This is a genomic window from Lacrimispora brassicae (genome assembly GCF_054772055.1).
In genome coordinates this window covers 14,928-40,432 of record NZ_BRYH01000025.1, presented here as the reverse complement: position 1 = coordinate 40,432, position 25,505 = coordinate 14,928, and the positions used below count along the sequence as shown (strand labels likewise).

The following is a 25,505-nucleotide window of genomic DNA, read 5'->3' as shown; positions in this document are numbered from 1 at the left end:
TACACAGTAGCATCAGGCCCGCTGATTTGAATTATCCCTTAATGAATCTCATAACCTTTTTCTGGTCTGCATCTTGGTTTAATGTGTAAATTTGCTTAGTTATTTTTTCAATCGCTTCAGCCTTTTCCATGTTGCCGGATTCTTTAAAAATCTCCTCGCCCCAATACCTTTCAGTGGTGCAGAATACCGTTGAAGACCAGCCGTATTCTTCACCTTTGCCGGAAATCTTCTGCTGCCTGCCGCACATAGTCAGATACATTTTCATTTGGAGTTCAATCAATGCCCGGTCAAATTGACTTTTCTCCTCTTTTCCGAAACCTGCAAGCTGCTTTATAGCATGCAGCGGCAGTATTTCATGTTCAGCAACAACGCTGTATATTCGTTTGCCATAATTGCTGATTAATCCTTCTTCATAGGCTTCTTCAAAAAGCATATTGCCGCGCCGGGCTGTAAGAAAATAAGGAATCCATTCTTTCGTGATGTAGCCGCTTTTTTTGAAGAAAAATTTTGCATAGGCTATATCGTCACGCTCGTCCAGCACTCGCATGCGCCATTCCCATGGATCGGTTTCAGGGTCTCCGGTATGCCAACGCACCGGAGTGTCATAGGGCGGCTGTTCATCCCAATTCCAGGTGATTAAAGAAAAAACATCTTCGCTGTTTCCGCCTCCCATTGAAAATCCAGCTTCCAGCAATGCGGATACAAAATCATCGTAATTTTTTATAGCCTTCTGATTCAACTCTAAATCCTCCTTTTAATAGATATTATCATAAGCAACCGGACAACTGCATGTCTTGTTTAAGAATAGTTATTTATTATTTCTGCTGCCATTCGCTTTATATCATTTACAAGGTCTGCCGGCTCAAGAATTTTAACCTTTGCTCCAAATCCCAAAAGCCAGGCCACAATATATTCCCGGTTAGTGTATCCTATTTCAGCACGAAGCAAGCCTTCATCTGTTTCTGTGCAACAATCAAATCCATACGTTTCAATGAGCTGATATTTTAAAGATGGGTCAAATAATGCCACCAGAATTTTGTCATCAGGCAGGCACGAATTGAAGTCTCGCTTTTTAAGTGGGATTTCTCTCTTAATGTAGGTTTCATCACAAAGTTTCAAATCCCATAATCGTTGAAGCTTAAACAGCCTAAAATCCTGACGGAGAGTACAAAAACCAAACACATACCAAGATGACCAGTAAAAAATCACAAAGGCAGGCTCAATATGACGGTGTGCCACACCTTTTTCATAATAATAGTCAAACTCAATCAGCCGCTTTTCATAGATGGCTTTTTTGATTTGCTCAATTTTTTGTGTCAATTCACCTTGGTAATGAGAGGCAAGGTCAATTACTATAGGTTCTGTCAGAGACATAACAACATCATTGTTAGGGAAAAGCTTGTCAAGCGTCCTTTCCATCTGTGATTTTTCTGATACACTCCCAATACCTTTAAGGGCTGCGATGATTCCGGAAAGCTCGTCGGAAGTAAGAATGCTTTTATCCAGCTTAAAGCCTTCTGCGATTGAAATACCGCCTCCGCTGCCTTGGTAGGTGATAATTGGTATTCCGGCCTTACAGAGTGCATCAATATCCCGCCCAATCGTACGGCGTGAGACTTCAAACTTCTCGGCAAGATATGGTGCGTTTATACGCTCGTTTTGTAGCAAAATGGTTAATATGCCCATAAGGCGGTCAAGCTTCATATTGCACCTCTCAATTCATCTCATACGGCCTTTGGGAGCCTGTTTACTTTTATCACTGCTGTATCCGACCCAAAAGGGTAGTTCAAGTACGTACCTGGCTTAGATAAACAGTAATCTGCAATCTTTTTTGCCATTATGTCAGTAACCCACTTTTGATTTATTGTTGAAGCATTAAAATTACGATTGAGTATATTTTCTTTATCGTCAGGAACCTTACCCTAATTCTTTTGATACGTATATTTGCGTACTAGAACACTACGAATACCAAGATTAGCTTGAATAAAGGACACGTACTCAGCTATTGATTTTTGGCGAATATGGCAGTAGCTTTTTTAATATTTCATTCTCCATCTCTAGTTACTTTATTTTCTTTTGAAGAGCCTTATACTCCTTCATAGAAATAGTTTCTGTTTCTGAAACTTGTATTGAAGAAAGAGATTTTACCCAGGCAGAGATTGTGCTTTTTGGAAGGCCATATTCGTTAGATAATTCTGTTATACCTTTGCCAGCTTTCATATACAGATCTACAATCCGCTACTTGAATTCAGGGGTATAGGATTTTTGATTTTTTGCCATGTTGAACACTCCTTTGTGTTTATTATAGGATGTTCAACTTTCTGTGTCCATACTTATATACTAGCACCAGAGTTATAATGAATGGAAAGTTCTTTTGACACGTCAGAAACAGGCATATCATCTTCAAGAACCAGTTTTACTGCAGCAATTTTAAATGCTTTATCAAGGCTCCTTCTTGCCATAAAGCAGACCATCTTTCACAATACGCCCTTTCTATCCTGTCCAGTATTTCTTTCAGCACCCCCCTGGGAACTGCCGCGTTAAACCGTATATACCCCCGTCCCTGTTCTCCAAAATGGCTGCCTTCGTAAACGGAAACCTTCGCATCCTTCAGAAAAAAACTGCATATCTCCTCTTCTGTCAGCCCGGTTTTCTCATAGCTGATCCATGCCAGAAAAGTTCCTTCCGGCGCTCTCAGCTCAAACAATGGCATTTTCTCTTTCAGATATCCCGCAAGATATCTGAAATTCCCATCCAGATATGTATTCAGTGCTCTCTTCCACGCTCCGCATTCCCGGTATGCAGGTTCAATGACAGCAGCCGCAAAAACATTAGGATTGTGAAATCCCTCACAATCCACAGCAGCCTTCATGGCCTGGCGCATTTCAAGATCCGGTACGATCATATTGGAAAAAATAATTCCGGGAATATTAAACGTCTTCGTAATGGACTGATAAACAACCATCCTCTTTTTCATCTGTTCTGAAAGTGAAAGGACACTGTTAAATTTTTTTCCCTCTCTTACAATATCGGCATGTATTTCGTCAGAAAGCAAAAGCAGATCGTATTCTATGCAAAAGCGTTCCACCACCTTTAGCTCTTCTGCCCCCCACACCCGCCCCGTCGGATTCTGCGGATTACATAAAATCATCATCTTTACCGAATCATCCATCTGGGCTTCCAGTTCGCTAAAGTTCATGTTCCACCGTACTCCATCCCATTTCAGAGGGCTTTCCAGTATGATTCTGTTATGCTTTTCCACCGCCTCCGTAAGTGCCGGATACGCTGGCATATGAACGATAACTTTATCCCCCGGCTTCGTAAACGTCTCTACGGCCATGTTAAGCCCTATGTTGATTCTCGGCGAAAACAAAATCCATTCATCTTCAACTTCACAGCCGTATTCCCTTCGAATCCACTCTCCGACAACTCCAGGATAGCAGGACGGAAGGTTGGTATAGCCGAAAATTCCGTGTTCTACTACCTTTTTACACGCATCTCTTATAGACTCTGGCACCTGGAAATCCATATCAGCCACACCACAGTGAAGGACATCTTCCCCATATTTTTTATCCATTTCATCGTATTTTGCGCAGTTTGTTCCTCTTCGGCTTATTACTTCATCAAAAGATTTCTCCATCATATACCACCTACCCTTTTACAGATCCAGCAATCAGACTCTGCTGAACCTGTTTACTTAAAATAACATAAATAATAATAATTGGAAAAGTTGCAACCACCAACCCGGCTCCGATGGGCCCCCAGTCGGTCGTATACTGCCCCACCAGCGACTGAATTCCAACCGTCAGTGTCCGGTATACCGGCTTGCTGATAAATACGACCGCAAACATCAATTCGTTCCATGACTGGAGAAATGTAAATATAGCAATCGTGGACAATGATGGCTTCATTAACGGAAGAATAATCCTTATGAATATTTTGTAGATGCTGCAGCCATCAATACACGCAGCCTCCTCCAACTCCACCGGAATCGAGGTGATAAAACCTGAACTGATCATAATGGCCATGGGTACTGCAAACGCTGAATACGGAATGATCAGGCACCAGTAAGTATTAATTAAATGAGCCTGCCGCATCATGATAAATACAGGAAGCAATGCTGCGTGGATGGGAATCGTAATCCCCATTATAAACATCATCTGAAATAGTTTCCGAAGCTTCCATTTCATTCTGATCAGCGCATAGGATGCCATTAAAGATGCCATGCATACAATCATAATTGTTGCCGCTGTGACGATGATGCTGTTCACCAGATACCTCCCCACATTGCCGCCCATAAAAGCATGAGCATAATTTTCAAAATGCCAAATCCTGGGAAGGCCAATCATATTTCCCTGAAAAATTTCTGTATTGTCTTTGAGCGAAAAGGTCAGAAGCCAGTATAAGGGAAATATTTGAAGCACTGCCCAAAATATCAGGCCCGCCTGAATCACAACCTGAGATAATCTTATATTTTTCATAAGTCCCTCCTTCAATCATTGTCCCGAAATGCCTTGCGGATCAACCAGGCAAAAATAAAACATTCAAAAATAATGAAGATGGCCATTGAACTTCCATACCCATACATGTTTCTGGAAAATATGGTTTCAACCATTAAAGTACTTGGAAGCTGGCTCGCCCCGGCCGGTCCACCTCCCGTCATAACATAAACGAGATCGAAATTTTTCAAAGAACCCACCACGGCAAAAGTAGCGCATACTTTCAGGATCGGTTTCATCAATGGAATAGTAATCCAGAAGGCCATTTGAATACCATTGGCTCCATCAATACGGGCCGCCTCGAAAACTTCCTCGGATATGGATCGAACAGAGGCATACATCAGCAGCATATGATAACCGATATACTGCCACAGTACCGGTACTATGACTGCAAAAATCACCTTTTTTGTATCACCCAGCCAGTTTCCAGCAAAACGTCCCAGTCCTATGGAGTTCAAAATCGTATTGAGCAGGCCATACTGTGGATTGTAGATTTTCAGCCAGAGCTGTCCTATGACTACTGTCGAAATCAATACCGGAATAAAATATACCCTGACATAAAACCGCTCTCCCTTCACTCCCCGCGCCAGAAGCAACGCCAGCACAAGGGAAATCGGCAGCTGTATGAAAACGGACCCCACGGCAAAAATCAGTGAATTTTTAACTGCTCTCCAGAATCCATCGCCGTTATTGTGAAATAGTTCCTTGTAGTTATCCAGTCCTGTAAATATCTGTTTTCCGATTCCATCCCACTCTGTAAGGCTGTAAAATACTGACATAAAAATCGGCACTACAATGATTATAAAAAACAAAAACAGCGCCGGAAACAGGAAAATTAACACAGCTTTTTTATTTGACAGTACTCGGTTCACAAAATCCCTCCATTCTTTTTTAATGAAGGGGGCTGTCTCCAGCCCCCTTCCTGCGCATTTACTGATTCAATTTCTGCAGCTCAGCCACGTACTGTTCCGGCGTGATGTCTCCAACAAAAAGCTCCTGAAGCTTATTTAAATATACCGTGGCATCCTTGCCCTCCAGCAGGTTATCCCACCAGATCGTGTAGCTGGTAGCATCCTTCGTGAAATCATAGATTTCCATTAAAAGAGGATTGATTTCTGACTCGTCCACATCTACGTTCACATATGGAAGAATACTGGAACCAATTTTATACTTTCCAATTGCCAGTTCATACGCAATATACTGGGCAACCTCAGTCGTAAGAGCCGGGTCTTTCGTCGCAGCACTGACTGCAAACGCTGTATCCGGTCCACCAGTAAAATCGTTTACTCCCGATTTCCCATCTTTTAAGACCGGGAATGGGAATACTCCGATTTTTCCCTGCACAAGGGAAGAATCCTTATACACTCTCGTTGCTGTCCAGCTTCCATTTAAATACATCGGAGTCTGGCCCTGAAGGAATGACACCTCTGATTCCTCTCTGGAGATGCCTGCAGAGCCTTCCGGAAATGCGCCCATATCTACCAGCTTTTTCAGAGACTCTGCCGCTTCTAAAAAGCCCGGATTATCATAGCCCGTTTCTTTTCCCGTGGCGGTCTTCACTCCCTCGCTCCCAACGGCTCTCAAAGCCAGAAGGTCATGATACATGGCAATGGTCCACGGTTCTTTTCCTCCCACAGTCAGTGGAGTAATTCCATTATCAATAAAAGTCTGACATACATTCAGAAAATCATCAAACGTTTCCGGAACCTTCAGATTTAGTTTTTCGAACATTTCTTTATTATAGAACATACATGCCACCGACTGATCCGTGGTCAGCCCATACGTTTTTCCATCAAACTGGAAACCAGTCAGTGTTGAAGATCCCAGATGCGATTTAAAATCATCTGTCAGATAATCATCCAGTGCCGATATTTTCCCCGCCTCAACAAACGGCTTCATAAAACCATGTCCCCACGTATAAAAGATATCCGGTGTTTCATTAGCCGCTATCGCCGCCTTCAATTTCATCTTATAAGCTTCATTTTCAGCCGTATCAGACTCTATACTTACATGAAATTTTTCTTCCGCCTCCTTCACTACCTGATCGATAATTGCCTTATTGGGATCGGTGTCTCCGCCGAATATATGCCAAAGTTTTATTACAGGTACGTCTTCTGCTACGTCCTTGGCCATATCTTTGCTTTCTTTCGTCTGCTCCGTCACGGTGATATCTTCTCCTGCCGTACTGCCTCCTGAACCCGAACCGCAGGCTGCAAGTCCCATGGCCATGGTCCCCGTAAGTGTCAGTGCCATGATTGTTTTCATTATTCTTTTTTTCATGTTTTCGCTCCTCCAATTTTATAATACGATTTGTTACTGTCTGTTTCAAAAGCGCGCCTTTGTGAATGTGATTCTATTGTACACAATCCAGTGTTTTCATAAAAGAGAGAGAGTTTACTTTTTCTGGTGATTCCCTTACTATTTTACACCTCACCATTCACCCTTATAGTAAATCGATTACTTTATCTAGTAGATTTTTTACTTCGTTTACTGCTTTATTTACATTTAAATTTTCCCATGATATGATGGCTAAGTAGGGGGGGCATATATGGGGAAACGAAGTCATACCATTTCAACTCTATGGAATTGGGCATTCCATAGTAAAATATCAAGAAAAATCAGTACGGTCTTTTTCCTGTTTCTGTTTCTCAGCGTCATTCTGACCTACTTTTCATACCGTTATGTATCCAGAGAGTACGTTCTGTCTAACATGGAACAGCACTCCAGACAGACTCTGACCTCTATCCGCTCAAACATAGTGGAAATGGTAGAAAACACCAATAACAGCTATAATCTTTTATTAAAAAGTGGTATATCCGATCTGACAAAGCTCCCATTATCACCAACAGAACGGAAGTATTATGACAACTATCTTTTTACAGTCATTGACAGTTATAATCACCTCGATTCCATTTATGTCATGAATTTGAAAGGACAAATCTATGGAGTCGACAAGTTTAGCATAAAGACTCTGGTTATTCATTCTGTCACAGAAGCATCTTGGTATCAAAGGGCTCTGGCTGCAAAAGGAAGCTGCATTCTATCTCTTCGCGCCGGCAATATTTTCGTTCCTGATTATTCGGAGGATTTCCTGTCATCAATCCGGGTAATTAATGATCTGGAGACCCAGAAGCCTATTGGCTTTTCTATTATGAACATTCCGACGCGTTCCATTAATCAGACTTTTGAGCATGTTTTTAATCCATCTGATATAGAAATCACTCTGTATGATGATTCCGGAGAAATCATCAGTACTTATGGCACCATAAATGAGGGAGACGTCCACCATAACATCCGCCATTTTGTCAGTCCTGATTCCCCTTACTTCAGTTCAAACGGCAGGGAATACCTATCAGCCGGAATCTATATACCGGAATATCATTGGAAACTGATCGCCACGTTTCCTTTAAAGTATGAGACTGCGCTCAGTACTTCTCTGCTCCGTATTTCCTTCTGGATCTTCTTTATTAATATAGTGCTTATGCTGATCTGCGTCATCATCTTAGCCAAATCTATTCAGACGCCGGTCTCTCAAATGATACAAGCCATGGGCCATGCGGAAAGCGGCAACTTTAAATCAGTCACGGTACGCCATCCCGCCAGCGAGCTGGGGCTTCTGGAAATTCACTACAACCATTTAATAGAACAGATCCAATTTCTCATGGACCGGCTGGTACAGGAACAAAAACTGAAAAGGAAAACGGAACTCCGCGCATTACAGGAACAAATGAAACCTCATTTTCTTTATAACACCCTGGATACCATTGGTTACATCATGCTTACCGGAGACTTAAATCAGGCCTATGACGCCCTCACTGCTCTTGGAAGCTTTTATCGTCAAAGTCTGAGCAAAGGAAGACAGTTTATCACGATTGAACAGGAAATACAGATAGTGAAAGATTACACCGCCCTGTTATCCCTGCGCTACGATGAGCTTTTCACTACCACATATGAGATAGACGAAGCTCTGTATCAACATGAAATTATCAAACTTCTCCTTCAGCCACTGGTCGAAAATTCCATCTACCATGGAATTAAGCCACTTGGAGAACCCGGTATAATTCATATTTCTGTCAAACGCCAGTCCGATCTTATATGCATTACAGTCTCTGACAATGGAATAGGCATGGAAAAGAATCTCATAAAAAGTCTTCTTTCCACCGCCAGTCCTTCTGCAAAAGAAAGCTTTGGATTGGCGGGTACAATTGAGCGGGTCTATATTTCCTACCCGGATAAAGGCTCCGTAGAAATCTGCAGCAAAAAGGGAATGGGAACTTCTGTCATGATAAAAATACCGTTTTAGGAGGTGTACTGACATGTATCAACCACAACCAATCAAAGTGATGTTCGTAGATGACGAGGATAAGATGAGAGGGCTGCTCCGAATTTGCATCCCTTGGGAAGAACTGGATTACGAAATCGTAAATGATGTCTCCAGCGCAAATCAGGCGCTGGAACTGATTGCCTGCGATAAACCGGATGTCATCATCACCGATATTGAAATGCCTTTTATAAATGGTCTGGATTTTGCTGAAATGGTTCTCGAGGAATATCCACATATCAAGATCATTGCTCTGACCGCTCATGATCAATTTGATTACGCCAAACAGGGCCTGGAAATCGGAATATCCAGCTTCCTGTTAAAACCTATGAAAAAAGAAGAACTGATCCGGGTTATGACCGATATACGGAGCACCATCATAGAAGAACAGAAAAAGCTTTACCAACATGAATTGCTGCAGAAAAAGCTTAATGAAAACCGCAGCTATATCATACAGAACTTTCTCAGTAACATGATGGTAAGCCGCCTCCCTTCTGATTATCTGTGGGAAAACCTTGCCTACTATCAAATTCCTCTGCACCGGGATTCCGGATTTTTCAATATTCTTCTTTTGACCCTGAAAGTCAGTCAGGATATCGAGGAAAGCATCATGCAGCAATTCCAGTGCAAGGAAATTATCCTCTCCGTTGCCACACGCATCAGCGGCGTCCTGGTTTTTCAGGATATTCACATGAATTTAATCCTTTTAATCGAGAACCGAAAAATCAACTTATACAATTATGGGTTTCATTTTTCTACATTGATCAGAGACCGGCTCGGCATAAAATCTTATGTAGGAGTCGGAACGCCCGTGGAATGTCTGGAAGACATCCCCAGCTCCTACCGCCAGGCCTACCAAAACGCCCAGGTCGCCAAATACAGCCATAACAAATCTTTTCTCGCCAATCCACCGCTGGAACGAAACCAGCAGGCGCTGCAGAATCTGATTAACACGGTTACAGAGGAACTCTCCCTGTTCATGCAGATTCCTCAGGAAGATACCGCCTTGCAACGCGTAAAAAAAGCCTATGACTCGTTGGAATACATTCCCGGCCACGGCCTTTCCGACGTCATGGTGCTGTCTCTTTCCATTGTCAACATAGTGCTCACTACACTGAGAGATAAAGGAATCTCATACAGTGAGATCTATAACACGGATCATTTGCCTTATACTAATATACTGAAGCTGACAGATGAAAAGGATATCAAGCAATACGTCATCCAAATGGTAAGTTTTACTCTTCACCAAATAAATTTATATACCGATGCAAAAGGAAACAAGCTCATTCATTCCATCCTGCAATATATCAATGAAAATTTAGCTCAGTCAACCCTGACACTTAAGAAGATCGCCGAAATGAATTACGTCAATCCCTCTTATTTGAGCCGTATTTTTAAAGAAGTCACACATATGAACTTTATAGATTATTTAACTTCCATACGTATTGAAAAAGCAAAACGGCTGCTGCAAAACAGCTGCATGCGGATTTATGAAATCGCAGAAGCGGTCGGGATTAGCGATCCAAACTACTTTTCAAAACTTTTCAAGAAATGTACCAACATGACACCTGCCCAATATAAAGACGAGATGCAACAACAGGAGGATTTTTAATATGGAAGATTTTTCAACATTATCTGACTACATTGTCCGCATACGGCGGACAATACACAAACAACCAGAACTGAGTGGAATAGAATTCCTGACTCAAACCCTTGTAAAAAAAGAACTGGAACAGATGCAGATTCCTTATCGCACGATTCATGAGACCGATGTCATCGGGGAAATTACCGGCACCAGGACAAATGGACTTAATCAAACAGTTCTGCTTCGTGCCGATATGGACGCCCTTCCTCTTACGGAAAAGACCAACACTGAGTATGCCTCTGAGTGTCCCGGTGTCATGCATGCCTGTGGACATGATTCTCATACGGCCATGCTGCTGGGCGCGGCAAAGCTTCTTTCGGAATGCCGTGATATCTTTTCCGGTACCATACGTCTCGTTTTTCAACCGGCCGAGGAAACTGGCCGCGAGACCCAAAAGCTGATTGAAAACGGCATGCTAGACGGTGTAAATACCGTTTTTGCCATTCATGTGGCGCCCGATATTCCATCAGGCAAAATCAGCATCCTACCCGGCCCCTGCATGGCAGGTGTTGATGATTTTTCCATCCGTATTACAGGTACAGGAAGCCACGGAGCAACACCGCAGCTAGGATCGGACGCACTCCTTACCGGTGCCCATCTGGCCGTCAATCTCCAGCAGGTCATCAGCCGGGAAATTGATCCCCAGGAACCAGCCGTACTGACCATTGGCATCTTTCAATCTGGTACAAAGATCAACCTGCTGGCACAGGAGGCAGTTTTGTCAGGAAATATCCGTTTCTTTAAAAAAGAGCTCAGCGGTTATTTCTGTGAAGCGCTCACACGATACAGCAATCACACGGCCGCCATGTTCCGTTGTTCTTCCTCTGTTACTTATACGCCTTCCCTGCTTCCAACGGTCAACACCCCAGGCTGCTGCAATATCGCAAAGACCGCAGCACTGGCGATATGGGGAAAAGATAATCTTATGGAACGCCCTGCCAGCATGGCCTCCGAAGACTTTTCACGCTATTTAAACACGGTTCCCGGCGTCATGGTATTCTTAGGAACAAATGATGGAACTAAACGAACTTCATGGCCGCTTCATCATGAATGCTTTGACCTGGATGAATCCGTACTGGTAAACGGAAGTCGCTTATATGTCAACTACGCACTGGAATGTCTGTCCGGAAAATTTAGTCATGCTATAATAAACCAAACACATAGCTAAAAGAAAAATAAGTTTACTCCTGGCTTCATCTGCGTACTTCATACCTTTGGCAGGGATCTCAAATGGGATCCTCAGCGGAGTGTGTACCTTCCTTAGACTTTATTAAACGACTTATCATACATATTCCGAAGAAGCATCTTAAAATGTTTCGCTATTATGGCATTTATGCCAAGCACCACAAACAAGAGAAAAATCTCCGAAAGTGTCTCTCTCCGGAAAAACGAAAACTTCTCTTGCAACATTTAGACTGGCGTAATTCTATCCTTTTAACTTTTGGATATGACCCACTTGGCTGCCAGAAATGTAGCTCATCTATGTTGGTTTTAGAAGTTTACCACAAAAAAGCTGCACTATTTGAACGATATCGAAAGGTCATGGCAGAGTTCCCCCTTCGCTCTTTTATCATACTATTTTTTATTTCAGTACTATTATACACTATTTTTGACTATTTGCGAAATTTCCTATAAAGCGAAAAAGAGATGACTTCCAAAGCGGAAGCCATCTCTTTACATAACTATATTTTTGTATCTTATAAGTCAAAATCCACGATATTTCACGTACATCCAAACCTCTGATAAACAGTGGCTTCGAGAAGCTCTGGGAAGACCAAAGATTATCGTTTGGAGAACTGTGGAGCACGACGAGCTGACTTTAAGCCGTATTTCTTTCTTTCTTTCATTCTTGGATCTCTTGTTAAGAAACCTGCTTTCTTAAGAACCGGACGATAGTCCGCATCTGCCTGAAGCAATGCTCTTGAGATGCCGTGTCTGATTGCACCAGCCTGTCCGGTGAATCCGCCTCCGTGAACGTTTACAAGAATGTCAAACTTATCAACTGTCTCTGTAGCAACCAACGGCTGACGTACAACAACCTTTAATGTTTCAAGACCTAAATACTGGTCAATATCTCTTTTATTGATGGTGATCTTACCTGTGCCTGGTACTAAATATACTCTAGCGATAGATTTTTTTCTTCTACCTGTTCCATAAAATTTTGCATTAGCCATGATAACTTCCTCCTTTCAGTGCCTCCGATTAAAATTTGAACTCTAAAACTTCTGGTTTCTGAGCAGCATTGTTATGTTCTGCACCTGCGTATACGTGAAGTTTTGTTATCATGCTTCTACCTAAAGGTCCCTTTGGAAGCATACCTTTAACTGCCAGCTCCATTACTTTTTCAGGCTTTTTAGCCATCATTTCTCTTAAAGTTGTTTCCTTCATACCACCTACATAATCAGAATGGTGGTAGTAGATCTTCTGATCTAATTTCTTACCGGTTACGGCAACCTTATCTGCGTTTACAACGATCACATAATCGCCGCAATCCATATGCGGTGTGTAGATCGGTTTATTCTTACCTCTTAATACTTTAGCTACTTCTGAAGCCAAACGTCCTAATGTATATCCTGTAGCGTCAACTACGTACCATTTTCTTTCAATTGTTGCTGGACTAGCCATAAAAGTCTTCATTGGACAACCTCCTGTAAATTATGGTGTTTTTAAGCATAACCATATTATGAAAACAAGTTTTCACAATCGGATGGACGGTACCAAAAGCGGCACCTTGTATGAGAAATCAAAAAACAACCTCTCAAAAACTTTATTACAAAATGCTCACTCCGGGGCTTTGGCTGAACATTTTCGTCTAACGTCACAGTTATACATTATATTACATTTCGATGGATGTGTCAACCTCTTTTCCCATAAAACATGAAGAAAACACCCTTTACTGGCCGCTTCATGTTGATGTGACAGCCGCTAAATGAACATGCAAGCACATTCACTTGGCTCGTTACTCCCACAATTCAAGATTTTTCGGCCTATTTTTGCGTCACAACCCATCCCTGGCTCTCAGGATCCGCCTGAAAAGTATAAAATCCATAGGGCCTTCCCAAAATAATCCTTCCATCCATCTCCTCATCTTTTACAAAAATGGTCCTGGCACCGTTTTGCACCGCCTGATGGACCACCCGGACCAAAAGCCTGTCAAAATCTTCCGCCCTGCACCGGTGGATATTAAGCCAGGCATTTCCTTCTGAAAGGATCTTATCCTGAAAAAGGGTATAACTCCACTCCTTATTCTCTCCATGGATCTGCTTTTTAAGTTCTGTTTCATATTCAAGGCTTACCAGAGTAAGTCCCTTAGCCGCCGCCTTTGGTCCGGCAGCCTTCCTGTCCCTGGCATCTATGATCTCTTCTACATGGAACGGAGGATACGCTCCCATGCCCACCTTCATCAGCGTCCCGGCGATGATCCGCACCATGTTATACAGGAAACCGCTTCCCTTAATGCGTATGGTAATCATATCCCCGCTCTTTTCAATGTCCAGGCTATAAATGGTACGCACCGTCTCTTCCACCTGTCCCCTGGCCGTACAAAAGCTTCTAAAATCATGTTCTCCCACCAGATAAGCCCCGCCTTCCCGCATCAATTCCACATCCAGGGGAAAATAGCAGAAATAGCTGTACAGCCTCATGGTAGGTACTTCGATCTTCCGGTTCATGATTTTATATTCATAGGTTTTAACACAGTTCTGCTTTCTCGGATGATAATCCGGTCTTACCTCCTGGGACTGGAGAATCCTGATATCATCAGGAAGCCTCTGGTTTAAGGCAAAGCATATTTTGTCGGCAGGCATCCGGTTCTCCGTATTAAAGACCGCCACATTCCCCTCAGAGTGGACCCCGGAATCGGTTCTGCTGGCCCCGATCACGGTTATTGGCTCTTTTAAAAGGCAAGTCAGCGCCTTATTTAAGACCTCCTCAATCGTGATCCCGTTATTCTGGATCTGCCAGCCGCAGTAATTGGTGCCGTCATAGGCCACAATCATCTTAACCCGTTTCATATATCCTCCTTTTTTTATGAGAAGCCTTATCCCATGATTCCAAGTCCTGCTATGGCCCCCAGATATACCAGAAGCACCACATAGGCGATCCCATCCTGTTTTTTATACCGGAGGGGTTTCATTTTCGTCCTTCCCTCCCCGCCCCGGTAGCATCTGGCCTCCATGGCCATTGCCAGATCCGTAGCCCGGCGGAACGCGGAAATAAATAATGGAACCAGAAGGGGGATCATGTTCTTTGCCTTCTGGATCAGATTCCCTGTTTCAAAATCAGCGCCCCTGGCCATCTGAGCCTTCATGATCTTATCGGTTTCCTCCACTAGGATAGGAATGAATCTTAAGGCAATGGACATCATCATGGATACCTCATGAACCGGAACTCCTGCCTTCTTTAAAAATCCCAGGCTCTTTTCCAGGCCATCGGTGAGCTGGTTGGGAGTCGTGGTAAGGGTCATAATGGAAGAGCCGATCACCAGGTAAATGAGCCGGATTCCCATGAAGGATGCCGTTTTAACACCTTCCTTTGTCAATTTCAAAAATCCTAGCTGGAAGATTGGTTCTCCTGGTGTCAGGAACAAATTAAAGCTGACGCTGATGAGAAGCAAAAATACAATCGCCTTTAATCCCCTCACCATGAACTTAAAAGGAACCTGACTCAAACGGATGGCCATGACCAGAAAAAGAGTGGCGGTCAAATAAGCCCATATATCATTTGCAATAAAAAGGGATATGATAAAAACCATGGTCCCAAACAGTTTTGTCCGGGGATCCAGCCTGTGAAGCAAGGAATCCACCGGATAATACTGCCCTAAAGTAATATCTTTCAGCATAATATCTCCCCACCTATTTTCCCAGAAGGCGTAAAATCTCGTCTCTGGCTTCTTCTACGGTTGTAATGTTATCATCAATGGGGACTCCGCGATCCCGCAGCGAATGGATTACATAAGTGATCCGGGGCGCCGCAAGGCCCATGGCCTCCAGCTCCTTGAAATGCTTGAATACTTCCTTGGGCGTATCATCAAACACCTTTTCCCCATGGTTCATAACCAGGATCCGGTCCACATACCGGGCAATGTCCTCCATGCTGTGGGAAACCAAAACAATGGTCATGTTCCTTTCCTTGTGAAGCCTTTCGATCTGATCCAGGATCTCATCTCTTCCTCTTGGATCCAGGCCTGCGGTTGGTTCATCCAAAATAAGCACCTCCGGGTTCATGGCCAAAACGCCTGCAATGGCCACTCTCCGCTTCTGGCCTCCGGAAAGCTCAAAGGGCGACCGGCCATAAAAGCTTTCATCAAGCCCTACCATGGTCAGCGCCTCCCTTGCCCGATCTTCAGCTTCCTGCCTTGAAAGCCCCTGGTTTTTTGGTCCAAAGCAAACGTCTGTAAACACATTGATCTCAAAAAGCTGATGCTCCGGATACTGGAATACAAGCCCTACCTTACTTCTCAAGGCCCGGAGATTGTACCCTTCCTCATAAATGTTTCTTCCATTATAATAGATGGCGCCGTCAGTCGCTTTCATCAATCCATTTAAATGTTGGATCAGGGTGGACTTGCCGGAGCCTGTATGTCCAATAAGGCCCACAAATTCTCCATCATTTATTTCCAGGTTCACATCCTTTAACGCCCTCTGTTCAAAGGCCGTACCAAGGCTGTAAACATAATTTAAATGCTCTGCTTTAATTGCCATCCTTTGCTCCATTCCCCAGAGTTACCTTTCCAGGAAAACGCTCTGCAAACCTAGGCAGAAGATTTTCCATCAGCTCTTCCAGTGTCAGTATCCCATCGGGTAAGTCTACGCCATTCTTCTGAAGCTCATAGGCAAGCTCCGTTACCTGAGGGACATCCAGGCGGTAGGATTTCAGTTCCTCTACTCTTGAGAAAATTTCCTTTGGAATTCCGTCCATGACCACTTTCCCTTTGTCCATGACAATGACCCGGTCTGCATCTATGACCTCTTCCATATAGTGGGTGATCAGCAGGACCGTGATCCCTTCCTTCCTGTTTAATTCCCTGACCGTTTTTACAACTTCCTTCCGGCCGTTTGGGTCCAGCATGGCCGTAGGCTCGTCCAAAACAATGCACTGGGGCCGCATGGCCATAACGCCTGCAATGGCTACCCTTTGCTTCTGGCCTCCTGAAAGCTTATTGGGGGACTTTAACCGGAACGCAGACATTCCAACGCTCTCCAGGCTCTCATCCACCCGCTTCCAGATCTCCTCCGTGGGAACGCCCAGATTTTCAGGACCAAATCCCACATCTTCCTCCACGATGTTTCCAATGATCTGGTTATCCGGGTTCTGGAACACCATTCCGGTCCTTTTCCGTACTTCCCACAAATTTTCTTCTACGGAAGTATCCATTCCCTGGATCCACACGGTCCCTTCCGTAGGAAGCAGGATCGCATCCAACTGTTTTGCAAAGGTAGACTTGCCGGAACCGTTGTGCCCAAGTATGGCTACAAACTGTCCGGCCTTAATATCCAGGCTGACGCCGTCGATGGCACGCTTAATCTCTTCAATATTTTCTTCCTCATCTCTTCTGATATAATCAAATATCAGCTTTGACGTTTTTATTATTCCCATAGCAGACCTTTCTCTGATAAATTCCAACATTCATATGCCACATAATTTTAGATGAATATTGCATAACAGTCAAGCATCGGCACGAATCTTTTGTAAATTCCAGGGGTACAGGCGGAAATTTTCTTGGTAAATGATGATTTATGGCTTATTACCTGCTCACCCTTTGTACGGAAATGGGAACAGGGAAACGGGGGAAATAGTAAATACCAGGTAAGATGTGCTGGCAATAACCGCAACGATCATAATGCAAAGGAATATGAAGCAAAATGCAGGACTTTCCAAAGACAGCTAAGCAATTGAAAGGCTTTTCATGTTTGAAGAAATTTTGCATCTTCTTTAATCATAAGAAATAAAAACAGCACAGATGCAGCCATCTGTGCCATTTTTATTACGGAGTCCAAAGTCCGGAGCCGTCCACCTGATAAATGCCCTCAACCTTGGTATTCACCGCCATACTGCCGTCACTATAGAAATAATACCATTTTCCAGGCTGCGGCTGGATCCAGCCGATAGCCATGTCGCCTTCAGTATTTAAGTAATACCATTTTCCGTTCACTTGCTGCCAGCCGGTCAGCATCTGGGCATCTGCTCCCATATAATACCATTTATTGCCTATATACTGCCAGCCAATGACTGCGTAACCATCATTGTTAAAATAATACCATTTTCCGCTGACCATCTTCCACTGGCCCACAACATAGTTTCCATCCTCGCCCCGGTACTTCTTTCCGTTCTGATACTCTGCCCAGGTTCCGGAAGTTTCTCCCAGTTCCTGAAGCACGGAATCATCGGAGGTGGTCACTTCTCCTTCTTTTAAATAATCATTTTCAGAAGAATCCTTTAAAATTGCCTTTACGGTATAGTAATACTTATAGCCTCCATCCATGTACTGCAAAAGGTCCACAGAAGTAGACGAAGTAGTCAGGCTCTTGATCCAGATACCGCCTTCCTTGTACAGGATCACCTGATATCTGGATGCAAAAGGAACCTTCTTCCAGGAAGCCTTTGTTTTGGCGCTGTCGCTCCAGCCTGCCCTTTCCGGGCTTTCCAGCATTGCTACGGGAACGTAGGACACCTTTATTATGGTTTCCCCCTCCTCTGCCTTAACAGAGACCAGGCTGCCCCCATAAACGGTGCAATCAGATCTGGTATAAGTGCCGTTGACTCTTATGGTACCGGTTATCTTTTTTCCGGGAACCCATTCATCCACATCCTTATTCCATTCAAGACTTTCCTCTGAATAATTCACTGTTACAGTCGGAACCTGGATCCCTTCCGTCCAACTGGTTCTACTCCCATGATCCAGGCGGATCTTCAGGCTTCCGGAGGCCGGAACCGTCATCCCTGTTCCCAGGACCATGAAAGCGCATAAAAGCACCAGCCACTTCTTTTTTCCCTGCATCCACTTCATTGATATCTACTTCCTTTCCTGATATTATTTACGCCATATGCCGTTGCCATCCACCGGGAATCCGCTGATTGTAGTATTGACAGCCTTTGATCCCTCACCTGGATAGAAATAATACCAGTTTCCGTCTACCTGCTTCCAGCCTTCCTGCATGGCACCTGTATTATCGGTATAATACCATTTATTATTATAATTGATCCATCCGATCATCATAGCTCCCTCCACACCGCTGCTAGTAGAAGGATTTAAACAATACCATTTATTATTAGAAACGACCCATCCTGTTGTCATAGTTCCGTCGCTGTTTAAGAAATACCATAAGTTATTTCTCTGCTGCCAGCCGGTGACCATAGCGCCGTTGGAATCAAATAAATACCACTTATTATTGATCTTAGCCCAGTTGTTCTTATGATAGGTTCCATCGGGATAGCGGTAATACCAGGAGCTGCCGTTTTTGATCCAGCCTACCTGACCGCTTACAGGAGCGCCGTCATCCTGGCCTCTTCCGTCAGATACCTTTTCCTGGGGCAGATATACTTCATCAGATTCTGTCCAGTCACTGTTCTTGCCATACTTCTGCTCGCTTTCCGTATAAGGTACGGTACGCACTTTAAAGCTATAGGTGCCTGCCTTTGTCATATAAGGATAGAAGTTATATGTGGTGGCCTTAAGCTTCTCCACCTTTTTTACAATACTGCTTCCTCTATATAAATAAACATCATAAGCACCTGAACTATTATCCACAGAACTCCACTTGGCATTGCCGTATCCGGAATCTTTCCAGTCAGCATCCTCCGGTGAATCATAAGTGCCCTTTATAGGCTTAAAAGTAAATGTGACATACAAGGTGTCCGTTCCTGAACGGCTGGCAGAAACATAGGTTCCGCCTTTAATGGAAATGTTACTGGACTGATATCCGCCCTTAAAGGCATATTCATCAGAATTTGTTGCCCTTAAAGTCACCTTCATCTTGGGTTCGGAACCCACCTTCATCTCCTTGGTGTTGGATGTGACCCAGTCCAACTCTGTCACTTCGTATCTGTCATTATTGGTATAAACATAATTTCCTGTTGCTTCATTCATTTTAAAGCTATCCTCTGATGGCAGCGTCTCCCCTGATGCCAACTCCTCCAGCCCTGCGTTAATGGTCACTGATGTTATGGTCTTTACAGCAGCCAGGGATTCAAATGGGATACTGAGTCCCAATAGGCTTACCATAGAAGCCAAAGCAACGAACCGTTTAAAATGTCTCATAAAAAAACCTCCCACTCTAATTTAACGTAATCTGACAAAATAGTCATCTACTCCTATTACTGACATTATATCCCTGAAAGCAATTGACCGTCAACTTACGATATTCTTTCTTTATTCTTGCGTTTCTTTACAGGTAAATGTGAAATTAACGAAATCGGAAAAATAGGCTCCACGGGTACACAATTTCCTGATGAATAACTAAGAAAAATATGCCTTGGGAGTTTTTCTTAGTTGCCGCGGCATTGGGCGAATGAATATGCTTGTATATTCGTTTAGTGAATTGCTGACAAAAAAATCCCGATAGAGGGTTTGGTCCAATATCGGGATAAGTTGGAAATGCAAGCTGGTAGTCCGCAGTGCAAGCTGACAAATCCGTAGGATTTGCCAGCTCACGGGCATTCGCCCAATGTCGTCAACTTAAGAAAAACTTGTACTTTGACAACTGAATAATGTAATTATAGCCAAAAATCATCTTGATTTTTATGTTTTTTACCTATTGACAAATGTGGCCAAAAATTCAGCCCCTCTTTTGAATACTTTTTTAGGAGGAGGTGCCACATGGAGGGGATTACCATATGCCAATCCATTATTGAAACGGTACAATCCCTGATTCACTCAGAGGATTTTAAGACAGCTTACCGTATTGGCAATTGTTTTACAAGAAAAAGAAAGCTTGGTTTTGAAAACCTGATGTATTTCCTTCTGCATCAGTCTAAAAAATCGATGTCCATTAATATCATTGATTTTTTAGAGGATTTCCCGCAGCTGGGCATACAGGAACTTTCAAAACAGGCTGTTGCAAAGGCACGTAAGGGCATTCATATTCAGGCATTCCAGGAATTGATGAGGGTTTCCTGTTCCATGTACTATCAGCTTTGTGCTTCTCCTGACACATGGCATGGCTACCGGATACTCGCCATAGATGGAACAACTCTGCAAATGCCCCAAACCAAGCAGAATTTAAACGAATTTGGAACCAGCACGAATCAGACAGGTACGCAGTTTGCAATGGCTTCAGCCTCTGTTCTTTTTGACGTAATGAACGATATCATGATTGATGCCCAGATGAACATCTGCAATTACAGTGAAAGGGCTTTTGCTCTAAAACATCTGGAGAGCCTTGACTGCCTGGATATCCCTTTAGAAAGTATTCTTATCTTTGACCGGGGCTATCCCTCTTTTGATATGTTTGAGGAACTTACACAGAAGAAGCAGCTTTTTGTCATGAGGCTGAAAAACAGCACCAAGGCCATGGAGTGTGCGGATTCCAATGACATCGTGATTCATTATGGCCCCAAATACCCGAAAGGACACGATACTCTCGTCCGCGTAGTCCGCTTCTCCTTAGAAGGCGGCGGGGAAGAAACTCTTATTACCAATATCTTCGATCCGGAAATCACCATGGAGTTATTAAAAGAATTGTATTTTCTCCGTTGGGGAATTGAGGGAAAATACCAGGAGCTCAAAGACCGGCTTCAGCTGGAGAACTTCTCAGGAAGCAGCTCCCAGATCCTGCGGCAGGATTTTTACTTAACCTTGTTCTTTTCTAATCTGGTATCGATTATGAAACGTACTGTAGATGAAAAAATTGCCATGGAAGTAAAAGCATCTTCGTCTGGCCGTTCCTACCAGGTCAATCGGGGCTTCTTGATAAACCGGATAAAAAAGCATTTGGTTAAAATCCTAACGGGCATGGAAAACGTTACGGCAACATTAGAACTGATACTTTTACAGTCTAAAAAAATACGCTCACAAATCCGTCCCAACCGGAAATATGAGCGTAAAACCAAGCTTACCAGACGAAAGCATCATCACAACCGTAAACCCTGCATATAGGTTCTTATAAAAAGAAAGGTTATTTTGGGGCTTATCATATAAGCTTTTATTTAGTATACTATTTTTTGCTATAAAAGTCACAGCATTTCTCATAAATCCGCTATTTTTTGTATAATTACATTATTCAGTTGTCAAAGTACACAATAAATTTAATTAAGTTGACGACATTGGGCATTCGCCCTATGAAGAAAGGTTCGATAAAATTTTCTTATGTGCAAGCACAACGAAAATTTTATCGAACCTTTCTTCAACACTGCTCATTGCTTTCGTGGATTATACCAGTTCCAGAACTACAGCCATAGCTGCGTCGCCCTTACGCTGGCCGATCTTAATGATACGTGTGTAACCACCGTTACGGGATACATACTTTGGTGCAACGTCTTCAAACAGCGTCTTTGGCAGATCAACAGATTTTGTATTTTTCTTTCTTCCTGCAGCTTCTGCCGGAACCTCTGTTACATCATAAAGAACCTTTAACATCTGTCTTCTTGCGTGAAGTCTGGAAGGAAGGTCTTTTTTGATCTCTTTCTCCACTTCATCGTATACGGTAACTTTCTTGCCGTTAACGACTTCTTTCACTCTCTTACCGTCTTTATCTTTACGTGCAACCTTTGCAGTAACCTTAACAGTCTCAAAATTGTCTTTCTCTTTTACCGCTAAAGCGATAAGGCCTTCAGCCACCTTGCGGATCTCTTTTGCCCTTGCCTCTGTTGTCACGATTTTGCCATTATATAATAATGCAGTTACCTGGCTTCTGATTAATGCTTTTCTCTGACTGGAAGTTTTTCCCAGTTTTCTATATCCTGCCATTTTAATATTCCTCCATTTGTGGAACACAGGTACACGCTTCTTCGGACTTACTGTACCGGCGCTTAATCTCCATAAATCAGCTACTTCAAGCAGTCCGGTTATACACCGGCATCATCGCTTGGGTTAAGCTGCAAGCCTAACTCTTTTAACTTAGCCAACACTTCTTCTAAAGATTTGCGGCCCAGATTACGAACCTTCATCATATCTTCGGAGGTACGGTTGCACAGTTCTTCCACCGTATTGATACCGGCTCTCTTCAGACAGTTGTATGAACGGACGGAAAGCTCCAGTTCATCAATGTTCATTTCCAGAACCTTTTCCTTTTCATTATCCTCTTTTTCCACCATGACTTCTGCAGTCTTAGCGTTCTCGGACAAATCAATGAACAGGTTCAAATGTTCGCTTAGCACCTTTGCTGCAAGGCTGACTGCCTCATCCGGCGCCGAGGTCCCATTTGTAAATACATCTAATGTCAGCTTATCATAATCGGTAACCTGACCTACTCGTGTGTTTTCTACCGTCATATTGACGCGCTCCACTGGTGTATAAATAGAATCAACGGCAATCACGCCAATCGGTAAATCTTCACTCTTATTTTTGTCTGCGCTTACATAGCCGCGGCCCTTGGTAATAGTAAGTTCCATATAGAACTTGCTGTCCGTGCCGCCGCTTAAGGTGGCGATAACCTGCTCCGGGTTTGTAACCTCAATATCCGGATCTGCCTGAATATCCGCAGCAGTTATAACGCCTTCGCCTTCAAACTCAATGTACGCAACCTTTGCTTCGTTGGTATCGCTGTTATTTTTAATAGATAAGCTCTTGATGTTCATGATGATCTCAGTTACATCTTCCTTAACACCTGGAATAGAACTGAATTCATGCAAAACGCCGTCGATTTTTACCTGACTGACTGCAGCGCCCGGTAAGGAAGAAAGCATGATTCTTCTTAAGGAATTTCCTAAAGTCGTGCCATAACCTCTTTCAAGCGGTTCAACTACAAACTTGCCATATTTTTTGTCTTCTGAGATTTCAGCAATCTCAATGTTTGGTTTTTCAAAATCGAACACTAATAGCCCCTCCTTTTGGGTATTTTGTATCGAGGGTCTTATACTCAAACCTTGCCCGGAGGAATATCCCCCCGGGCGAAAGCCGGCTTCAATCAACAGACTTTCAATTATTTGGAGTACAACTCGACGATAAGCATTTCATTCACCGGAACATCAATCTCATCTCTTGTTGGTAACTCTTTTACAGTACCACGTAAATTCTCATGGTCAACATCAAGCCATGCCGGAACCATACGTCCTGCGGTTGCTTCCTGAACACTCTTAAATCTTGAATTGACTTTGCACTTCTCTTTTACTTCGATCACATCTCCAACCTTAATTAAATAGGAAGGAATGTTTACGCACTTGCCATTTACAAGAATGCTCTTATGGTCAACCATCTGTCTGGTTTCTCTTCTTGTTCTTCCAAATCCCATACGGAATACCACATTGTCAAGTCTTCTCTCCAGAAGGATCATGAGGTTTTCACCTACCAGACCATTCATTCTGGAAGCCTTGGCATAGTAGTTACGGAAAGGTTTCTCAAGAACTCCGTAGATGAATTTAGCTTTCTGCTTTTCTCTAAGCTGAATGCCGTACTCACTCATCTTTCTGTTAGCTCTTTTTAATTCTCTGTTTGATTTTTTATCTATTCCTAAATAGATTGGATCAAGACCAAGGGATCTACATCTTTTAAGAACAGGAACTCTATCAACTGCCACTGTAATTACCTCCTAATTAGACTCTTCTACGTTTTGGTGGACGACAACCGTTATGTGGAACCGGTGTTACATCCTTAATGCTGGTTACCTCTAATCCGCATGCCTGAAGTGCACGAATAGCTGCTTCACGGCCTGAACCAGGACCTTTGACCATAACGTCTACTGATTTTAAACCATGCACAAGAGCTGCCTTAGTCGCAGTTTCTGCCGCCATCTGAGCTGCATATGGAGTAGATTTCCTTGAACCTCTGAAGCCAAGACCACCAGCACTTGCCCAGGATAATGCATTACCCTGTGTATCTGTTAATGTCACGATCGTGTTATTAAAAGATGACTGGATATGTGCTTGTCCGCGTTCAACGTTTTTCTTTACGCGCTTTTTTGTCACTTTTTTAGTAGTGGACATTTTTTTAGCCATTTTAAACTAACCTACTTTCTTTTTACTTGCATCTGAATCCTGTTATTCCTGTTTTTAAAACATGTAACGTGATTCGCTGTTATTGGGTGAGGATATACTTATCCTTACTTATTTCTTCTTGTTTGCTACAGTCTTTCTAGGACCCTTACGAGTTCTTGCGTTGGTCTTAGTTTTCTGACCACGAACAGGCAGACTCTTCCTATGACGGATTCCGCGATAGCATCCGATTTCCTGAAGCCTCTTGATGTTCATAGCGATTTCTCTACGTAAATCACCTTCAACTGTCTGAGAATCACCAATCACTGATGAAATTCTCTTTACTTCGTCGTCTGTCAAGTCCTTAACACGAGTATCAGGACTAACGCCAGCTTCTGTCAGGATGCGGTTTGAACTTGTTCTGCCGATACCGTAGATATAGGTCAAGCCGATCTCAACACGTTTTTCTCTTGGTAAATCAACACCTGAAATACGAGCCATTTGTGTATTACACCTCCATTATTTTTTTTAACCTTGTCTCTGCTTATGCTTAGGATTTTCACAGATTACTCTGATACTGCCTTTTCTCTTTATGATTTTGCATTTTTCGCAAATTGGTTTGACTGATGATCTAACCTTCACAGCAATTCTCCTTTCCGTTATGCGCCCTTTCGCATTGAGCATCTGTAAACAGACGCTTCCGTGGGAAAACACTCCCCGGCACCCGGCCGGCTCTTTCACGAGCCTGGTGACGACGGAGTCTCCTCTTGCAAAGAGCTTTCTGAGTATACATGCAGTGTGTTTTATCGTAAAACCAGTGCTGCCCCAAAAGGGCATAATACACCCAGTATTTCAACAAAGTCGCTATAGCATTATAACACTGTTTATTTTAAAATGCAAGCACTTTTTCCTATATATTTATTAACCCTTTACCCTGGCGTGTCGCGCCTGAGAAACAGGCAGCCATTCATAA

25 protein-coding genes and 1 pseudogene are annotated in these 25,505 nt (G+C 43.1%); 5 read left to right on the top strand and 21 right to left on the bottom strand.

The features are described from left to right. Positions 1 to 31: 31 nt before the first annotated feature. From ACYVD3_RS12190 to ACYVD3_RS12160, 7 genes are all read right to left on the bottom strand, one after another. Positions 32 to 739, bottom strand: coding sequence for an AlkZ-related protein (locus ACYVD3_RS12190; RefSeq protein ID WP_460642790.1), 708 nt, complete (start codon positions 737 to 739; stop codon positions 32 to 34). A gap of 59 nt (positions 740 to 798) precedes the next feature. After that, positions 799 to 1,704, bottom strand: coding sequence for a helix-turn-helix transcriptional regulator (locus tag ACYVD3_RS12185; protein ID WP_460642789.1), 906 nt, complete (start codon positions 1,702 to 1,704; stop codon positions 799 to 801). Between the two features lie 629 nt (positions 1,705 to 2,333). After that, on the bottom strand, positions 2,334 to 2,462 hold the full coding sequence (locus ACYVD3_RS12180) for a transposase (RefSeq protein ID WP_460642788.1): 129 nt from the start codon (positions 2,460 to 2,462) through the stop codon (positions 2,334 to 2,336). Continuing rightward, complete coding sequence (locus ACYVD3_RS12175) at positions 2,417 to 3,643, bottom strand: MalY/PatB family protein (protein ID WP_460642787.1); 1,227 nt, start codon at positions 3,641 to 3,643, stop codon at positions 2,417 to 2,419. The genes ACYVD3_RS12180 and ACYVD3_RS12175 overlap by 46 nt, the downstream gene beginning before the upstream one ends. A 7-nt stretch (positions 3,644 to 3,650) precedes the next feature. Further along, positions 3,651 to 4,481, bottom strand: coding sequence for a carbohydrate ABC transporter permease (locus ACYVD3_RS12170; RefSeq protein WP_460642786.1), 831 nt, complete (start codon positions 4,479 to 4,481; stop codon positions 3,651 to 3,653). Between the two features lie 11 nt (positions 4,482 to 4,492). Continuing rightward, positions 4,493 to 5,371: a carbohydrate ABC transporter permease gene (locus ACYVD3_RS12165; RefSeq protein ID WP_460642785.1), complete on the bottom strand. Its 879-nt coding sequence runs from the start codon at positions 5,369 to 5,371 to the stop codon at positions 4,493 to 4,495. 58 nt (positions 5,372 to 5,429) lie between these two features. After that, positions 5,430 to 6,779, bottom strand: a complete 1,350-nt coding sequence (locus ACYVD3_RS12160; RefSeq protein WP_460642784.1) for an extracellular solute-binding protein — start codon at positions 6,777 to 6,779, stop codon at positions 5,430 to 5,432. A 268-nt stretch (positions 6,780 to 7,047) separates the two neighbouring features. Here ACYVD3_RS12160 and ACYVD3_RS12155 point away from each other — a divergent pair, with 268 nt between their 5' ends. The 4 genes and pseudogenes from ACYVD3_RS12155 to ACYVD3_RS12140 form a co-directional block, all read left to right on the top strand. After that, complete coding sequence (locus tag ACYVD3_RS12155) at positions 7,048 to 8,802, top strand: cache domain-containing sensor histidine kinase (protein ID WP_460642783.1); 1,755 nt, start codon at positions 7,048 to 7,050, stop codon at positions 8,800 to 8,802. Between the two features lie 13 nt (positions 8,803 to 8,815). Further along, the gene (locus ACYVD3_RS12150) at positions 8,816 to 10,432 is read left to right on the top strand and encodes a response regulator (protein WP_460642782.1); all 1,617 of its coding nucleotides are present in this window, start codon (positions 8,816 to 8,818) and stop codon (positions 10,430 to 10,432) included. Between the two features lies 1 nt (position 10,433). Next, the gene (locus tag ACYVD3_RS12145) at positions 10,434 to 11,633 is read left to right on the top strand and encodes an amidohydrolase (protein ID WP_460642781.1); all 1,200 of its coding nucleotides are present in this window, start codon (positions 10,434 to 10,436) and stop codon (positions 11,631 to 11,633) included. 74 nt (positions 11,634 to 11,707) lie between these two features. Continuing rightward, positions 11,708 to 12,010: pseudogene (locus ACYVD3_RS12140) on the top strand (transposase); the annotation flags it as partial. 236 nt (positions 12,011 to 12,246) lie between these two features. Here ACYVD3_RS12140 and rpsI read toward each other — a convergent pair. The 8 genes from rpsI to ACYVD3_RS12100 all read right to left on the bottom strand — a co-directional run bounded on the left by rpsI (position 12,247) and on the right by ACYVD3_RS12100 (position 19,724). Continuing rightward, positions 12,247 to 12,639 (bottom strand): 30S ribosomal protein S9, encoded by a 393-nt coding sequence (rpsI, locus tag ACYVD3_RS12135; protein ID WP_460642780.1) that lies wholly within the window; start codon positions 12,637 to 12,639, stop codon positions 12,247 to 12,249. A gap of 28 nt (positions 12,640 to 12,667) precedes the next feature. Further along, entirely contained in the window at positions 12,668 to 13,102 is a 435-nt protein-coding gene (gene rplM, locus ACYVD3_RS12130) for a 50S ribosomal protein L13 (RefSeq protein WP_460642779.1), read from the bottom strand. Positions 13,103 to 13,452: 350 nt separating this feature from the next. After that, positions 13,453 to 14,478: a tRNA pseudouridine(38-40) synthase TruA gene (truA, locus tag ACYVD3_RS12125; protein WP_460642778.1), complete on the bottom strand. Its 1,026-nt coding sequence runs from the start codon at positions 14,476 to 14,478 to the stop codon at positions 13,453 to 13,455. A gap of 26 nt (positions 14,479 to 14,504) precedes the next feature. Next, positions 14,505 to 15,305: an energy-coupling factor transporter transmembrane component T family protein gene (locus ACYVD3_RS12120; RefSeq protein ID WP_460642777.1), complete on the bottom strand. Its 801-nt coding sequence runs from the start codon at positions 15,303 to 15,305 to the stop codon at positions 14,505 to 14,507. Between the two features lie 13 nt (positions 15,306 to 15,318). Then, positions 15,319 to 16,167 (bottom strand): energy-coupling factor transporter ATPase, encoded by an 849-nt coding sequence (locus ACYVD3_RS12115; RefSeq protein WP_460642776.1) that lies wholly within the window; start codon positions 16,165 to 16,167, stop codon positions 15,319 to 15,321. Continuing rightward, on the bottom strand, positions 16,157 to 17,062 hold the full coding sequence (locus tag ACYVD3_RS12110; protein ID WP_460642775.1) for an energy-coupling factor transporter ATPase: 906 nt from the start codon (positions 17,060 to 17,062) through the stop codon (positions 16,157 to 16,159). The genes ACYVD3_RS12115 and ACYVD3_RS12110 overlap by 11 nt, the downstream gene beginning before the upstream one ends. Positions 17,063 to 17,450: 388 nt before the next feature. After that, complete coding sequence (locus ACYVD3_RS12105; RefSeq protein ID WP_460642774.1) at positions 17,451 to 18,473, bottom strand: N-acetylmuramoyl-L-alanine amidase family protein; 1,023 nt, start codon at positions 18,471 to 18,473, stop codon at positions 17,451 to 17,453. A gap of 24 nt (positions 18,474 to 18,497) precedes the next feature. Next, on the bottom strand, positions 18,498 to 19,724 hold the full coding sequence (locus ACYVD3_RS12100) for an N-acetylmuramoyl-L-alanine amidase family protein (protein WP_460642773.1): 1,227 nt from the start codon (positions 19,722 to 19,724) through the stop codon (positions 18,498 to 18,500). Between the two features lie 558 nt (positions 19,725 to 20,282). Here ACYVD3_RS12100 and ACYVD3_RS12095 point away from each other — a divergent pair. Then, the gene (locus ACYVD3_RS12095) at positions 20,283 to 21,560 is read left to right on the top strand and encodes an IS4 family transposase (RefSeq protein WP_460642772.1); all 1,278 of its coding nucleotides are present in this window, start codon (positions 20,283 to 20,285) and stop codon (positions 21,558 to 21,560) included. Positions 21,561 to 21,833: 273 nt separating this feature from the next. Here the strand turns inward: ACYVD3_RS12095 and ACYVD3_RS12090 are convergent, their stop codons facing one another. The 6 genes from ACYVD3_RS12090 to rpmJ form a co-directional block, all read right to left on the bottom strand. Then, complete coding sequence (locus ACYVD3_RS12090; RefSeq protein WP_460642771.1) at positions 21,834 to 22,370, bottom strand: bL17 family ribosomal protein; 537 nt, start codon at positions 22,368 to 22,370, stop codon at positions 21,834 to 21,836. A 98-nt stretch (positions 22,371 to 22,468) separates the two neighbouring features. Beyond that, the gene (locus ACYVD3_RS12085) at positions 22,469 to 23,437 is read right to left on the bottom strand and encodes a DNA-directed RNA polymerase subunit alpha (protein ID WP_460642770.1); all 969 of its coding nucleotides are present in this window, start codon (positions 23,435 to 23,437) and stop codon (positions 22,469 to 22,471) included. A 107-nt stretch (positions 23,438 to 23,544) separates the two neighbouring features. Then, positions 23,545 to 24,138, bottom strand: coding sequence for a 30S ribosomal protein S4 (gene rpsD / locus ACYVD3_RS12080; RefSeq protein ID WP_460642769.1), 594 nt, complete (start codon positions 24,136 to 24,138; stop codon positions 23,545 to 23,547). A gap of 16 nt (positions 24,139 to 24,154) precedes the next feature. Further along, complete coding sequence (gene rpsK, locus ACYVD3_RS12075) at positions 24,155 to 24,556, bottom strand: 30S ribosomal protein S11 (protein ID WP_024348298.1); 402 nt, start codon at positions 24,554 to 24,556, stop codon at positions 24,155 to 24,157. Between the two features lie 108 nt (positions 24,557 to 24,664). Then, the gene (gene rpsM, locus ACYVD3_RS12070; protein WP_460642768.1) at positions 24,665 to 25,033 is read right to left on the bottom strand and encodes a 30S ribosomal protein S13; all 369 of its coding nucleotides are present in this window, start codon (positions 25,031 to 25,033) and stop codon (positions 24,665 to 24,667) included. A 27-nt stretch (positions 25,034 to 25,060) separates the two neighbouring features. After that, the gene (gene rpmJ, locus ACYVD3_RS12065; RefSeq protein ID WP_003497809.1) at positions 25,061 to 25,174 is read right to left on the bottom strand and encodes a 50S ribosomal protein L36; all 114 of its coding nucleotides are present in this window, start codon (positions 25,172 to 25,174) and stop codon (positions 25,061 to 25,063) included. Positions 25,175 to 25,505 lie beyond the last annotated feature (331 nt).

What these genes read in the sequence shown, in the direction of transcription:
- ACYVD3_RS12185 (WP_460642789.1), bottom strand. Translation starts at nt 1,704, where the DNA reads ATGAAGCTTGACCGCCTTATGGGCATATTAACCATTTTGCTACAAAAC.
- ACYVD3_RS12180 (WP_460642788.1), bottom strand. Translation starts at nt 2,462, where the DNA reads ATGGCAAGAAGGAGCCTTGATAAAGCATTTAAAATTGCTGCAGTAAAA.
- ACYVD3_RS12175 (WP_460642787.1), bottom strand. Translation starts at nt 3,643, where the DNA reads ATGATGGAGAAATCTTTTGATGAAGTAATAAGCCGAAGAGGAACAAAC.
- ACYVD3_RS12170 (WP_460642786.1), bottom strand. Translation starts at nt 4,481, where the DNA reads ATGAAAAATATAAGATTATCTCAGGTTGTGATTCAGGCGGGCCTGATA.
- ACYVD3_RS12160 (WP_460642784.1), bottom strand. Translation starts at nt 6,779, where the DNA reads ATGAAAAAAAGAATAATGAAAACAATCATGGCACTGACACTTACGGGG.
- ACYVD3_RS12155 (WP_460642783.1), top strand. Translation starts at nt 7,048, where the DNA reads ATGGGGAAACGAAGTCATACCATTTCAACTCTATGGAATTGGGCATTC.
- ACYVD3_RS12150 (WP_460642782.1), top strand. Translation starts at nt 8,816, where the DNA reads ATGTATCAACCACAACCAATCAAAGTGATGTTCGTAGATGACGAGGAT.
- ACYVD3_RS12145 (WP_460642781.1), top strand. Translation starts at nt 10,434, where the DNA reads ATGGAAGATTTTTCAACATTATCTGACTACATTGTCCGCATACGGCGG.
- rpsI (WP_460642780.1), bottom strand. Translation starts at nt 12,639, where the DNA reads ATGGCTAATGCAAAATTTTATGGAACAGGTAGAAGAAAAAAATCTATC.
- rplM (WP_460642779.1), bottom strand. Translation starts at nt 13,102, where the DNA reads ATGAAGACTTTTATGGCTAGTCCAGCAACAATTGAAAGAAAATGGTAC.
- truA (WP_460642778.1), bottom strand. Translation starts at nt 14,478, where the DNA reads ATGAAACGGGTTAAGATGATTGTGGCCTATGACGGCACCAATTACTGC.
- ACYVD3_RS12120 (WP_460642777.1), bottom strand. Translation starts at nt 15,305, where the DNA reads ATGCTGAAAGATATTACTTTAGGGCAGTATTATCCGGTGGATTCCTTG.
- ACYVD3_RS12115 (WP_460642776.1), bottom strand. Translation starts at nt 16,167, where the DNA reads ATGGCAATTAAAGCAGAGCATTTAAATTATGTTTACAGCCTTGGTACG.
- ACYVD3_RS12110 (WP_460642775.1), bottom strand. Translation starts at nt 17,062, where the DNA reads ATGGGAATAATAAAAACGTCAAAGCTGATATTTGATTATATCAGAAGA.
- ACYVD3_RS12105 (WP_460642774.1), bottom strand. Translation starts at nt 18,473, where the DNA reads ATGAAGTGGATGCAGGGAAAAAAGAAGTGGCTGGTGCTTTTATGCGCT.
- ACYVD3_RS12100 (WP_460642773.1), bottom strand. Translation starts at nt 19,724, where the DNA reads ATGAGACATTTTAAACGGTTCGTTGCTTTGGCTTCTATGGTAAGCCTA.
- ACYVD3_RS12095 (WP_460642772.1), top strand. Translation starts at nt 20,283, where the DNA reads ATGGAGGGGATTACCATATGCCAATCCATTATTGAAACGGTACAATCC.
- ACYVD3_RS12090 (WP_460642771.1), bottom strand. Translation starts at nt 22,370, where the DNA reads ATGGCAGGATATAGAAAACTGGGAAAAACTTCCAGTCAGAGAAAAGCA.
- rpsK (WP_024348298.1), bottom strand. Translation starts at nt 24,556, where the DNA reads ATGGCTAAAAAAATGTCCACTACTAAAAAAGTGACAAAAAAGCGCGTA.
- rpsM (WP_460642768.1), bottom strand. Translation starts at nt 25,033, where the DNA reads ATGGCTCGTATTTCAGGTGTTGATTTACCAAGAGAAAAACGTGTTGAG.